The 13,405-nt window shown below is 41.4% G+C and carries 14 protein-coding genes; 7 read left to right on the top strand and 7 right to left on the bottom strand.

The window, feature by feature from the left end; all coding sequences use genetic code 11:
- Positions 1-2 precede the first annotated feature (2 nt).
- A complete protein-coding gene (locus HC175_RS07490; RefSeq protein WP_168137865.1) occupies positions 3-1,064 on the top strand; it encodes a YncE family protein in 1,062 nt (353 codons plus the stop codon).
- Positions 1,065-1,122: 58 nt separating this feature from the next.
- Here the strand turns inward: HC175_RS07490 and HC175_RS07485 are convergent, their stop codons facing one another.
- Positions 1,123-2,616 (bottom strand): S41 family peptidase, encoded by a 1,494-nt coding sequence (locus HC175_RS07485; RefSeq protein ID WP_168137864.1) that lies wholly within the window; start codon positions 2,614-2,616, stop codon positions 1,123-1,125.
- Positions 2,617-2,697: 81 nt separating this feature from the next.
- Positions 2,698-4,134, bottom strand: a complete 1,437-nt coding sequence (locus HC175_RS07480; RefSeq protein ID WP_168137863.1) for a S41 family peptidase — start codon at positions 4,132-4,134, stop codon at positions 2,698-2,700.
- Between the two features lie 132 nt (positions 4,135-4,266).
- Between HC175_RS07480 and HC175_RS07475 the strand changes: the two genes are divergently transcribed.
- The 4 genes from HC175_RS07475 to HC175_RS07460 are packed head-to-tail and all read left to right on the top strand — an operon-like array spanning position 4,267 to position 6,290.
- Positions 4,267-4,782: an RNA polymerase sigma factor gene (locus HC175_RS07475; RefSeq protein WP_168137862.1), complete on the top strand. Its 516-nt coding sequence runs from the start codon at positions 4,267-4,269 to the stop codon at positions 4,780-4,782.
- Positions 4,763-5,215 carry a hypothetical protein gene (locus HC175_RS07470; RefSeq protein ID WP_168137861.1) on the top strand — a complete coding sequence of 151 codons (453 nt, stop codon included), beginning with the start codon at positions 4,763-4,765 and terminating at the stop codon, positions 5,213-5,215. The genes HC175_RS07475 and HC175_RS07470 overlap by 20 nt, the downstream gene beginning before the upstream one ends.
- A 14-nt stretch (positions 5,216-5,229) precedes the next feature.
- On the top strand, positions 5,230-5,760 hold the full coding sequence (locus HC175_RS07465; RefSeq protein ID WP_168137860.1) for a DUF4252 domain-containing protein: 531 nt from the start codon (positions 5,230-5,232) through the stop codon (positions 5,758-5,760).
- Positions 5,757-6,290: a DUF4252 domain-containing protein gene (locus HC175_RS07460; RefSeq protein WP_235942550.1), complete on the top strand. Its 534-nt coding sequence runs from the start codon at positions 5,757-5,759 to the stop codon at positions 6,288-6,290. The genes HC175_RS07465 and HC175_RS07460 overlap by 4 nt, the downstream gene beginning before the upstream one ends.
- Positions 6,291-6,490: 200 nt before the next feature.
- Here HC175_RS07460 and purB read toward each other — a convergent pair whose 3' ends face one another.
- Entirely contained in the window at positions 6,491-7,828 is a 1,338-nt protein-coding gene (gene purB, locus HC175_RS07455; protein WP_168137859.1) for an adenylosuccinate lyase, read from the bottom strand.
- Between the two features lie 75 nt (positions 7,829-7,903).
- Positions 7,904-8,587, bottom strand: a complete 684-nt coding sequence (locus tag HC175_RS07450; RefSeq protein WP_168137858.1) for an SIR2 family NAD-dependent protein deacylase — start codon at positions 8,585-8,587, stop codon at positions 7,904-7,906.
- Positions 8,588-8,701: 114 nt separating this feature from the next.
- Here HC175_RS07450 and HC175_RS07445 point away from each other — a divergent pair, with 114 nt between their 5' ends.
- Positions 8,702-9,358, top strand: a complete 657-nt coding sequence (locus tag HC175_RS07445) for a TrmH family RNA methyltransferase (RefSeq protein WP_168137857.1) — start codon at positions 8,702-8,704, stop codon at positions 9,356-9,358.
- A gap of 36 nt (positions 9,359-9,394) precedes the next feature.
- A complete protein-coding gene (locus tag HC175_RS07440; RefSeq protein WP_168137856.1) occupies positions 9,395-9,925 on the top strand; it encodes an SRPBCC family protein in 531 nt (176 codons plus the stop codon).
- Between the two features lie 198 nt (positions 9,926-10,123).
- Here HC175_RS07440 and HC175_RS07435 read toward each other — a convergent pair whose 3' ends face one another.
- From HC175_RS07435 to HC175_RS07425, 3 genes are read right to left on the bottom strand one after another with little or no spacing between them, the layout of a single operon-like run.
- On the bottom strand, positions 10,124-10,879 hold the full coding sequence (locus tag HC175_RS07435; RefSeq protein WP_168137855.1) for a carboxypeptidase-like regulatory domain-containing protein: 756 nt from the start codon (positions 10,877-10,879) through the stop codon (positions 10,124-10,126).
- A 60-nt stretch (positions 10,880-10,939) separates the two neighbouring features.
- A complete protein-coding gene (locus tag HC175_RS07430; RefSeq protein ID WP_168137854.1) occupies positions 10,940-12,766 on the bottom strand; it encodes a DEAD/DEAH box helicase in 1,827 nt (608 codons plus the stop codon).
- A gap of 50 nt (positions 12,767-12,816) precedes the next feature.
- Positions 12,817-13,404: a non-canonical purine NTP diphosphatase gene (locus tag HC175_RS07425; protein WP_168137853.1), complete on the bottom strand. Its 588-nt coding sequence runs from the start codon at positions 13,402-13,404 to the stop codon at positions 12,817-12,819.
- Position 13,405 lies beyond the last annotated feature (1 nt).

The raw sequence follows: 13,405 nt of genomic DNA, 5'->3' as shown, positions 1-13,405 counted from the left end.
AAATGCAGTTTAAAAATTTATTGTACTTATTCTTAAGCCTTGTGATCTTAGTATCATGTGAAAGTGATGATGACAACATCATTCCTCCCCAGAATGGTGGCACCTATAGTGACGGAGTTTTCATAATAAATGAAGGTAATTTTGGACAGGGAAACTCCACAATTTCCTTTTTAAATGCTGAAGGAGAAGTGACTCATAACATTTTTTCTACAGTCAATGGCGCAGACTTGGGAGATACTGCAACAGATATTGGCCTTTTTGAAGAGTTAGTTTTCATTGTGGTCAATGTTTCGAATAAAATAGAAATTGTAGATCGTAGTACCTTCGAAACCGTAGCCACAATTGATACCGGCTTAAATAATCCTCGAAAAATAGCATTTTTGGATGGTAAGACCTACGTCACAAATTGGGGAGATGGCTCTGATCCAAACGATGATTTTATTGCTGTTTTCGACAGCTCTTCCTTCGAATTGATTACAACTATCGCTGTAGCGGAAGGTCCTGAAGACATTTTAGCCACCGAAGAAAAAGTGTTTGTGGCACATCTTGGGGGCTGGAGTTTTAATGATAAAATCAGCGTGATCTCTGAAGATGAAGTTGAAAAAACTATAGAGGTGGGAGCAGGGCCAAATGCCATGGCTGCCGGAAATGGATTTTTATGGGTGTCTTCTTCAGGTTTACCAGATTATTTAGGAGAAACAGCGGGTTCTATTTCTAAAATCAGCCTTTCCACCTTAGAGGTGGTGCAGGAATACATTTTTGAAGAGGCGGAGCAGCATCCAGGTAATTTAAGTCTTAACAACGATAATGTCTATTTTACTCAGGGAACAGATGTCTACAGTTTTGGAACTTCAGAAACGACGCTTCCGGCTTCTGCTGCTTTTAGCCTGGAGGCAGTGGCTTATTTGTATGGTTTTGATCTCATTGATGGAAATATATATGCAGCCTCAGCCGATCCTAATTTTACTGGTAATGGCACGCTGTATGTCTACGATGCTGCAACTGGAAATTTATCTGCCAGCTATGAGACCGGAGTAAATCCTAATGGAGTTTTTTCTAATTAACAGAATTGGCATAAAATAAGAAATCCCGCTTTTGCGGGATTTCTTATTTTATGTTTCTTTATTTCTGCTCTGCCCGTTTCATTGGAGGCAGGTCATCAATAATTAGTTTCTGATATCCTGGTGCAAACATCTTTCCTTCCCCAACGAACTTGAAGTTTCCACTCAACATTCTTTTCTGGGTACTTGCAGCTGCTTCCTGAAGATTGCCTGTAATTGCATCTATAGCAGCTTTAAGTAAAGTTTCTGAAGGGTCACCCAGTACGCCAAGATTAGCAAGGTCTTCGCCAACTGTTATATCTGGCGCAAGACCGTCATGAAAATCTGAAACTCCATTCTTATTTGCGTATTTAAGCACCAAAGGTTGAATAGCGTACTTGTGGTTTGGATTTACATGCGTATTCCCGTTCTCATCTGTAAGGCTGAAGTTAGGAGAATCATGTAATGTATATGAACCCTGGAATTTTCCACTGGTATAATCTCCAATCTGGACAACATCTATGTATGCGTTAAGCCCATTGATAACAAATTCACTTGCAGAGGCAGATCTTTTTGTAGTTAGCACGTAAACTTCATTAAGATTAAGACTGTTGATCTTTTCTCCAGTTCTCACAACGTCATTGAATCTTTGCACAAGATATTCGGGATAATTTGCCTGGTAATATGCCTGGTAGTCTTCGTTGAACTGATATTTCATCATGATCTCCCCGTTGAACTGCCCGGTGATCATGCTTGCAAGATCTTTTGCAGTTTCCCCGTTACCTCCGCTGTTATAGCGCAGGTCAAGGACGAGATGAGTTATATTCTGGCTTTTTAGCTCTGCAAAGGCTGCGTTGAGCTGGCCATCAAAGCTAGGAGTGAAGCTATTGTACATTAAATATCCTATCCTGTTGCCTTCTACTTCGAGGACCTTCGAAATGAGCACTGGATTTTCTGAGGCTTCAACACTTACAAGCTCCACTACTTCTTCGGTATCCTTGATGGTTGATCCCTCTAACACGGCAATTCTCAGGCTATACGTATCCTTACCCAACAGGTCCTGATAGTTGTCCAGGTTAAGTTTCTGGCCATCAATTTCAGTAAAAAAGTCTCCTCTTTCTACACCAGCTTCCTCTGCAGAAGTGCCGGGTACTACGTATCTTACGTAACCAAAGATGTTTTCAGAACCACTAAAAAGGTGTAACTGGTAATCCATTCCATTAGATTTGGAAACACCTCCCTGTAATTGATTGGTCAAAGCGACATAATCATTCGTCATGAAGCTGAACCTGTCATGTGATGCCTGCAGGGCCTCAAACAAATCTTCGGGCGTTTCAAAGTCGGCCAGGAATTCATTTTTGGCCGTATTACTTGAGAAATATCCATCGGCAAGAACAGGAACTTCAGATTTGTAGAGATAGATATCATTCATCCCACGGTAGATAAATTGTTCCACCTCAAGATTTTCTTCGGGGGTTTCAACTACTTTTTCTTCAGGTTCTTTGGTGACTTCATCTTCAGAGCAGGAGGTGAAAAAAATTCCAAAAAGGAACAACGGCAAAAATAACTTCTTCATATATAATATATTTAGTGGTCGCTAAAACTAATCTAAATGGATATTAGCAGCAAAAAAAATTCTGAAAAAAATGTTAATATGTCATTGCAGATTCTGCAGACCCTCATTAACATACATCTTCTGATATAGTAAGTCGTTCATTCCTGCCTCACCTATCACTTCATATCTAAAATCTTTCTTCGCCTGCATTTCCGCAGCCTTTCCTTCAATGATGTTTATGGTTGCAGCAAGCAGTGGTTCTGAGGGATCACCCAGAACTCCGAGCTGTCGCACATCTTCATTTATTTCCACATCTGGAAGAAGTCCGTTTACATAATCTGTCACACCGGCAGCGTTTAAAGTTTTATAAATAAGTGGTTGTACTGCATAAGTATGATCCAAACTTGCCCCGGTCCTTCTAAAATTCGGAGAATCGTATAATGTGGTAGAGGCCTGAAACTTTCCTGTGGTTCTTTCCCCGACCTGGACAACTTCAATATATGGTTTTAGACCATTGATAAGCAGTTCACTTGCAGAGGCAGTTCTCAATGTGGTAATGAAGTACACGCGAGTTAAGCCAAGGCTGTTAATTGTTGCGCCGGTATTGATCCTGTTGTTGAACCGGTTTACAAGACTCTCGGGCGCAGTGGTTTCCAGGAATGCCTGGTAATCATCATTCCACTGTTCCTTATAAAAGATCTCCCCATTGTACTGCCCTGTGATCATACTCGCCAGGTCATTGGCAGTTTCAACAGAGCCGCCACCATTATACCTAAGATCTACTATGAGGTCTACTATCCCTTCTGCTTTGAACATTCCAAAAGTCGCATTGAGCACAGCGTCAAAATTTCCTGTAAACGCATTATACATCAGGTAACCCACTTTTCCCTTTGAGGTGCTTAGGGTTTTAGCAATGAATACGGGATTAGAAGTGTATTCCGACTTCTGAAGAGTTATCGTTTCTCCGGTAGGAACAATTTCATTACCATTAAGCTGGGCTAGACCAATAGTATAGGTAGAAGGTTCCAACAATCGGGAAAAATTGTCGACCATTAACTGCTCTCCATCTACGGAATTAAAGAGATCTCCCCTTCTAATTCCCTGGGCTTCAGCAGATGTATTTGGCAGAACATAACGTACATATCCAAGGACTTCCGAAGAATTTTCGGTATATCTTATAAGACCGAATTGCATTCCGTTAGAGAGATTGATCCCGTCAAGTGATTTTTCCAATTGGCGATAATCTTCTACAAGAAAACTGAATTCATCATGATTTGCCAGGAGTCCATCATAGAAAAGATCTTCGGGAGTAGAAAATCCACGAAGGAAATTATCTAGTGCAGCCTGATCTTCAAAACGATCATCGGCTAATGCAGGGACTTCAGCTTTATATAAGTACATGTCATTCATAGCACGCCATATAAAATTTTTGATCTCGAGATCACTGGCCGGCCTAATCACATCGTCCAGATCGTCCTGGCAGGATACAAGCAGGAGCAGTGTAAAAATGCAAAACAAAGAATGGCGTATTGTTTTCATAACTTTAGAAGTTTTTATGCTCCTAATTTAGTGGGTAAAAAGAAATTTTGAAATTTCCTGGTAACAAAATTGTTTTATAACCGTCGTAAAGGAAAGGGACAGTAAAATGTTCCTTGCCAACCAAACCAAAAAATGAAACAGCATACTTTCATAAACCTCATGAAACCGGTGCAGGACAAGATGTACAGACTTGCCTTAAGACTCCTGGTTTCTAAAGAGGCTGCCGAAGATGCAACGCAGGAAGTGATGCTCAAGTTATGGAGCAGGAAAGAGAAACTAAGTTCTTATAATAATGTCGAAGCTTTTGCTATGACTGTTACAAAGAATCATTGTCTTGACCAGCTCAAACTAAAGCAAAACAACAACTTAAGGATCGTTCACAGTAATTACGAGTGTGGAGAATCATCGTTGCAGCATAAGGTTGAGGTACAGGATGATCTGAACTGGGTTCAAAAGATCATTTCAAATCTACCTGAACAGCAAAAGATCTTGATTCAGCTAAGAGAAGTGGAGCAGTATGAATATGAGGAGATAGCTGAAATGACCGAAATGAATGAAACCGCTATAAGGGTGGCGTTGAGCCGGGCCCGTAAAAAAATTAGAGAAGAAATGCTAAAAAGACACCGCTATGGAATTAAAAGTAATTGAAGGCCTTTTAGACAAGTATTTCGAAGCAGAGACTTCGAATGCAGAGGAGGCACAGCTTAGAGCGTACTTTTTATCGGGTGATGTTGCCCCTCATCTTGAGCAGTATATTCCTATGTTTTGCCTTTTTGAACAGGCAAAGACTGAGAATCTGGATAAGAAAGTAAGATACACCCCGTCGAGTTCAAGATTTGAGGTGGGGAGGAAAAAAGTTTATTCCTGGGTTGCAATTGCAGCTTCAATTGTGATTCTTATGGGGATTGTAGTTCAGCAGGAAAATCAGACAAGCGAATTTGGAACCTATGAAGATCCCGAATTGGCGATGCAAAAAACAATAGAAGCCCTCGAGATGATGTCTGTTTATATGAATGCAGGGACAGAAGATCTCGGTTATATTGAAGAATTTAATAGTACCAAAGATAAGATTGTAAAATAAGTAAAATGAAACCCATGAAAAAATTGACCTTAGCCTTATTGGCCCTAATAGTACCTTTTTTAGCAAGTGCTCAGAACTTTGATAAGTATGAGAACATGAAAGAGGTGGATGCGGTAGTAGTGACGAGTAAAATGTTCAAGCTGCTAACCAAAATTGACCTGAATGCCGATGATCCGGAAACACAGGCATACATTGATCTCATTGAAAATCTACAGGAGATGAAAGTGCTTTCCAGCAGCCAGGAAAGCATACGAAAGCAAATGGCATCTGATGTAGCCTCCTTTATAAAAAATGGAAAAATGGAGGAATTGATGAGAGTTTCTGAAGGTGGTAAAACAGTGAAATTCTATTACTCTCCGGGAAAAAATGATGATTACGTGAGCCAGTTATTCATGTTCATGGAAGGCCAGGATAAGAACAAGCCAATTTCGGTGATCCTGAACATAAAAGGGGAGATAAATTTGGCACAGGTGTCAAAACTAGCCAACGATTTCAAGATCCCCGGAGGCAATGAATTGAAGAACGTGGAAACGAAAAAACAATGAAAAAATTTGTCTTAATAATGGTACTCTTAAGCCTGGGGCTAGTTTCATGTAAAAATGAAACTAGTCTTCAGGAATATTATGTAGAGAACCAGAATAACCAGCAGTACCTTGCTTTTGATATTCCTGCCAGTCTTTTAACTGGAGAAAATTCGAAACTGACTGCGGAGCAAAAGGCAACCTTGAACACTATCAAAAAAGTGAATGTTCTTGGTTTTCCTTTAAAAGATGAGAACAAGGCGCTGTATGAAGCAGAAAAAGAAAAGCTTACAGAGATCCTGAGATCTGATAAGTATAAGCAGCTAATGCGCTATGGAGGCGGTAATCGCAAGGCCGAGCTGTATTTTCTTGGTGAAGATGACGCAATTGACGAATTGATCGTCTTTGGAAGTGACGATGAGAAAGGTTTTGGAATAGCCCGAGTAACTGGAGACAAGATGAATCCTGAAGCTCTTATCAGGTTACTGAAATCTTTTGAGGACGGAGATCTCGACGTGGCAGGCCTACCAGATCTTGGCGGCTTTCTGGATTAGAAAGATTATAATAAAAAAAGAGGGCTCAAAAATGACATTTCTGAGCCCTCTTTTTTTTGTTCCAGGTTCCAGGTTCCAGGTTCCAAGTTGCCGGTTACGGGTTGGAGTATTTCCTCTAAAATTTTTTGCAGAGAGCGCACTACCTACTAATTACTATACACTGCAAACTTTCTGACCCCTGATCACTGAATATTGATTACTTATATCCCCGTGTAGTTCTGAGGTGTAATTTGTCGCAGTTCTGCCTTAATTTCTTCTGAAACTTCCAGCTGACCAATGAATTCTGAAATACTCTCTTTAGTGATCTGGCTATTTGTACGGGTAAGGCCTTTGAGAGCTTCATATGGATTTGGATAAGCTTCCCGCCTCAATATTGTTTGAATGGCTTCTGCGACAACAGCCCAGTTGTTCTCCAGGTCGGTGTCAATTTTAGATTCATTCAGGAGTAATTTGTTCAGGCCTTTAAGAGTGGAAGAAAACCCTATCAAAGTATGACCAAATGGGACTCCTATGATCCGAAGTACTGTACTGTCTGTAAGATCCCTTTGAAGCCTGCTCACAGGGAGTTTTGCAGCTAAATGCTCAAAGAGTGCGTTTGCAATTCCGAGATTACCTTCACTGTTTTCAAAATCGATTGGATTCACCTTATGAGGCATAGCCGATGATCCTACTTCTCCTTTTTTGATTTTTTGTTTGAAATAGTCCATTGATACATACGACCAGATATCGCGATCAAGATCAAGAATAATGGTATTGATGCGTTTTAAAGCATCGCATAAAGAAGCAAGGTGATCGTAATGTTCTATTTGAGTGGTAGGAAAAGAATGATGCAGGCCTAATGATCCTTCTACAAAGTCCTTTCCGAATAATTTCCATTTTACATTGGGATAAGCCACTTTATGTGCATTGTAATTGCCAGTTGCGCCTCCAAATTTTGCAGCGTTAGGAATACTTTGCAGGAACTTTATTTGTTCCTTAAGTCTTACAAGAAAAACCTTTATCTCCTTGCCAAGACGGGTAGGGGAGGCAGGTTGACCATGCGTACGGGCCAGCATGGGGATATCCTTCCAGTCTTCTGTAAGCTGTTCCAGTTTTTCGAGTAGATCGTTAAGCGAAGGATGATATACATCTTCCAATGCTTCCTTGATGCTTAGTGGTACGGCTGTATTATTAATGTCTTGTGAAGTGAGGCCAAAATGGATGAATTCCTTGAAATCTGATAGCCCCAGCTCATCAAATTTTGATTTTATAAAATATTCAACTGCCTTTACATCGTGATTGGTCGTTTTTTCGATCTCCTTGATCTCCAGGGCATCTTCGGTTGAGAAATTCTGGTAGATCTTTCGAAGTTCAGGAAAACTCTGCTCACTCACCTTTTTGAGTTGTGGCAGGTCGTGCTCACAAAGAGAAATAAAATATTCTATTTCAACTCGCACCCGGTATTTAATAAGGGCCTGTTCACTAAAGTAATCTACAAGAGCTTTTGTCCTGGAGGAATATCTGCCGTCGATAGGGGAAATTGCCTGAAGAGAGGTCATGTGTAAACGTTCAAAAATTAAGGCCTAAAGATACATTTTCGACGCCACTCATGAAAGATTAAATTTGGAAGTTGTTCATGCTTTTTCCAGGAGTTCCTGCACCACGCGAGGCACTCCGATGGAGGCATTTTCGGCGTATACCTGCAACTTACGGGTCTCCTTCACCGTGGGTTTGGGATCTATGAAATATACTGGAGCATCTTCTGGAGCGTAGTAGAGGAGCCCGGCAGCCGGATAAACCTGCATGGAAGTACCAATGATCATGAGAACGTCGGCCCGGCTTGTTATTTCCATTGCAGGTTCCATCATGGGCACAGCTTCCCCAAACCATACAACATGTGGACGCAGCTGGTGGTTGTGCTCGCAGAAGTCGCCCAGCTTTAGGTCATCATGCCAGTCCAGTACTAGCTCTTCATTAAAGGTACTTCGGGCCTTTCGCAGTTCCCCGTGTAAGTGGATAACATTACTGCTACCTGCGCGTTCATGGAGATCATCTACGTTTTGGGTAATAATGTGTACCTCGTACTTTTTTTCAAGTCCCTTGAGGGCTTTGTGAGCTGCATTTGGTTCTACTTCCTTTAATTGCCTTCTTCGTTTGTTGTAAAAATCCAGCACCAGCTCCTTATTTCGCTCCCAGCCAATGGGGGAAGCAACTTCCATCACGTCATGACCCTCCCACAAACCATTTGAATCTCTAAAGGTGCTAATTCCGCTTTCTGCACTTATTCCTGCACCTGTGAGTACAACTACTTTCTTCATGTGTATTAATTGGAATAAAAATTAATCAGAAATTTTTAAAGATCATAATATAAAGTTATAGCAATTGAGGTGTCAAAAAAGGTAATTCTGGTGTGGATTTCCTAATTTCACGGCATGAATGAAAACCTAGAACTTCTCACTTACCTGGAGAATTTTCTTACCGACAGGAGGAAAAGCCTGTTTCAAAGAGTTATTGCAAATCGCACTAATTTTTTCACTGTGGCCACACAGGACATTTATCAATTACACAATACAAGTGCTGTGATACGCAGCTGTGATGTTTTTGGAATTCAGAATATTCATGTGGTTGAGGAAGTGAATCTAAAAAAGATCGACAGGGAGATCGCAATGGGGGCACAAAAATGGGTTGATATTCATCGATATACATCCACTTCAGATTGTTTACAAAGGCTTCGGAAGGAGGGATATAAGATCGTAGCTACTTCTCCTCACCAGGGCACGATGCTTCAGGATTTCGATATCAGCTCTCCCGCGGCATTCTTCTTCGGAACTGAGACAGATGGACTTTCAGAAGAAGTTATGGAAGAGGCAGATGAGTTTCTGCAAATTCCAATGGTAGGCTTTACAGAAAGTCTTAATATTTCAGTTTCTGCTGCGATCATTCTTCAGGATATAACCGCCAGATTGCGGAAAAGTGATTTGCAATGGCAACTTTCCGAAGAAGACCAATTAGAGAAAAGGATAGACTGGGCTAAGAGGAATTTAAAAAATTCGGCCGAAATACTTGCCCGCTTTGAAGCATCCCGATAAAATTATTTACATTTAGGTCCCCCTTAGTAGAAGAATATGACACTTTTCTTTTATGTTATTATTGGTATCATCACCTTTGTGGCGTTCCTACACGCCTGGGCTAAAAAGGAATACAACCTTAGCCGTACAGTGGTGATCAACCGCCCAAAAGCCGAAGTTTACGCCTTTATAAGACAACTCAAAAAACAGCCGCTGTGGCTTCCCTGGTTTTTGAATGACCCTAAAGTGGTCATCAAATTTAAAGGTGAAGATGGAAAAGAGGGCGCCTCTTCTTACTGGAAAGGCAGCAATAACGTGGAGGGAATTCAAAAGATCGTTAAGGTGAAAGAGGGAAAAGTGTTTGAAACACAGTTGCTGTTCATCAAACCTTATAAGTCACTTTCGCTGAACTATATTGCTGTAAAGGAAGTGGAACCCGATCGCACAAAAATGGTTTGGGGGGTTAAAGGAGTACATAAATTTCCAGCCTCTGTGCTTATGCTTTTCTACGGAATGGACCGGGCTTTAGGAAAAGATTTCGAGGCCGGGCTCTACAACCTGAAAACCTATCTCGAGAGAAAGCAGTGATCGAATTTTCAGAATTTATTAATCTTTTGAATAAAAAGAATGGCGTCCTTCACTAGAAGTATCTGGGACCGAGCTGTTATTTTAGAAGATTACCTGCTGAAGATCTCCACGCAAAACTTCAGAGCGTGAGATGATAAGTTCGGCCAAAAAAAATGCCGAAAATTCTCATTTTCGGCATCTGTTATTTTCCTACAAGTTTTACCTGTTCAGCACTTTGTATTCTTCATAGCAACCGCTCATGGCGTCAAGTATCTGCAGATCGTTTGCGCTGCTAATAAAGTCGGTGGAGTAATTACATCTCCTCAAAACTTCATCAATATCCATTCGGTTTATTCCCAGTACAGCCATAAGCGTTTGCCTGTCGAATTTACTTTGGAGTAGGCGTCTTATCTCATCATCCTGCTTCATTTCCCGCAACTTCCGCATTTGCTGCGGCTGTTTTCCAAAGATATTATACAAGGCATCTGCTGGGTTAAAAACCGCACCAAGAACTCTTGAAACTGCATTGGGACTATATTCTCCGCCCTCGTAGCCCTGATTTAAACCTGAGATACTGTAACGGTAATTCTCATAAATAGGAATATTCTTAGCATCTATTTCAAGATAACCTGTGAGTTGAACGGGGCTAACCACGACCTCTTCCAGTGCAATACCCAGCTCGGTCATCTTGACCTTCACCTCGCCGTATTTTAACCAGTCGTTGGTAACTCTTACGCGAATGGACTTAAAGCCCAGGTAGGAGAAATACAGCGTATCATTTACATTGGCTTTGATCGAAAAGTCTCCGTTCTCTGCAGTGACAGCTCCAATGACCTGGTTGAGGTTCACGATGTGAGCATTTTCAATGGGTACATCATTAGCGGCGTTAAGCACTTTCCCCGAAACTACAGTAGATTCCTGGCCTAAGGCAATGAAACTGAAAAGCAGGAACAGGGGGATTAGGATATTCTTCATGCTGTGGTTTAAGCTAATAATGTACATCGGGAAAACTGTACCAAAAATTGCCTGGAAAGCTTATTTTTTTGATCTTCTTCTTTTAATCGAGCTTTCAATGCTGCTGTTGCGGCCTCCGCTCTTCTTTCCCTGTCTTCCGCCAGATCCTGCATCAGAAGACCTTCTTCGACCACCTGCAGGCGCATCAGACGATCTTCTTCGTCCTTTATCTGCTCCTTTTGGTTTGTCAAAACTGCGGCCTCCTTTGTCATTTCCTTTATAGCCACCTTTGCGTCCGCCACTGCGCTCTTTACCTGCGCTTTTTTTCGTAATCTCTACATTGATATGTCGGCCCTGGTGCTTGAAGTCCTGGAAGATCCTGAGTACTTCTTCAGCTTTGGAGCTATCTACATTAAAAAAGGAGAAACTATCTTTCACTTCGACACGATTCACATCGTCTCTTCCCAGATCAAGTGTTGCCTTTAGAAAATCTTTTAGGCTCATCCAGTCGAAGTCATCTTTAGCTCCTACATTTATGAAGAACCTGGTGCTGTCTCCTTCATCTTCATACACATCGGCTGAACCTTTAGCATTAAGATCCTGCGCATTGTTGTAATAATTAAAGAATCTGGTAAACTCGACCGAAAAGAATTTTTTAAGCAATTCCTCTTTGGAAAGACCTTCAAATAATTCTGCTATACTTGGAAGGTACTTGTCAATTTCGTGATTGATCTCTGTCTTGCTTATCTCATTGGCAAGGTGAAAAAGTTGCACCTCGCAGATCTCTCTGCCATCAGGAATTTCTTTCCTTTCAAAAGACTGGCCTATGATCCTTTCGATTCCTTTGATCTTTCTGGCTTCACTTTTTGAAACAATGACCATAGAAACACCACTTTTTCCTGCTCTTCCCGTACGACCACTTCTGTGGGTATAGGTTTCTATCTCATCAGGCAACTGGTAGTTGATCACGTGAGTAATGTCATCTACATCAATTCCACGGGCAGCAACATCTGTAGCTACCAGCATCTGTATCTGTCTTGCCCTGAAGCTTTTCATCACCAGGTCTCGCTGGTTTTGACTAAGATCTCCATGAAGTGCAGCAGCATTATAACCATCTTCGATAAGCTGTTCTGCTACTTTTTGGGTGTCGCGCTTTGTGCGACAAAAGATCACTGAAAAAATATCTGGATTTGCATCTGCCAGTCTTTTTAATGCTGCATAACGGTCACGTGCATTAACCATGTAGTACTCATGAGAAACGTTTGAAGTTCCCATGTTCTTTGTACCTACAGTGATCTCTACCGGGGTGCGCATAAATTTCTTGGCAATGGTTGCAACTTCCTTCGGCATAGTTGCCGAAAACAACCAGGTACTCTTATCTGAAGGGGTGTGAGAGAGGATCTCAGTGATGTCTTCATAGAACCCCATGTTCAGCATTTCATCTGCTTCATCAAGGATGCAATACTGGATGGCCGAAATATCTACCAGCCTTCTGTTCACCATATCCTGCATACGTCCAGGAGTAGCAACGATGATTTGTGCTCCCTTTTTGATCTGGGAAGCCTGATCTGTTATACTGGCTCCACCGTAGATAGCTACGGTGTTAAGGCCTTTGAAATATTTGGAATAGTTCTTTAATTCATTGGTGATCTGCAAACAAAGTTCCCGGGTTGGGGAAAGAATAAGGCCTTGTGTCTTTCTGCTGTTTACATCAATTTTCTGGATAAGCGGAAAACCAAATGCTGCGGTTTTTCCGGTTCCGGTTTGAGCAAGAGCCACCATATCTGTGTCTTCCTGCAGTAAAATTGGGATTGATTTTTCCTGTACTTCACTTGGAGCTTCAAACCCCATGTCTTTAATTGCCTGTAACAAGGCGTCATTCAATCCTAATAATTCAAATTTATTCATACATATCTAATAAGTTGCAAAGGTAAGGATTAGTTAGCAGCTTATTACATTTATCTTTTTCCTGAATAATCCTGGAGAAAGTCAATGAGATTACGGGTTGCACGTGCACGATGACTAATTTCCGATTTTTCTTCAAGACTCATTTCTGCGAAAGTGAGGGATTTTCCTTCAGGCTGAAAGACAGGATCATAGCCGAAGCCTGCAGCTCCTTTTCTCTCAAAAATGATATTTCCGGAGCAAATTCCGGTGAAGGTGTGGAGGCTGTCATTAAGCTGAAGCGCAATTACAGTTTTGAAGCGGGCGCTTCGGTTCTCTTTTTCCTGAAGTTCCCTTAGTAGCTTTTCGATATTCGCATTGCTGTCTTTCGCCTCCCCCGCATACCTGGCCGAATAAACTCCCGGAGCCCCATCCAAGGCTTTTACTTCAAGCCCTGTATCATCGGCGAAACAGTCATAGCCATAATTTTTCTTTACATATTCGGTTTTTTGAATGGCATTGCCTTCAATGGTTGGTGAAGTCTCCGGAATATCTTCATGGCATCCAATCTCCTCCAGAGACAGCAGTTCAATATCATTTGGCAGTAGTGCCTGTACTTCTTTAATCTTATTCTTGTTGTTCGTAGCGAAAACTATTTTCATG

This window comes from Salinimicrobium oceani, assembly GCF_012037645.1.
Note: the sequence above shows the minus strand (reverse complement) of the source record. Positions and strands in the feature narration are given on the sequence as shown.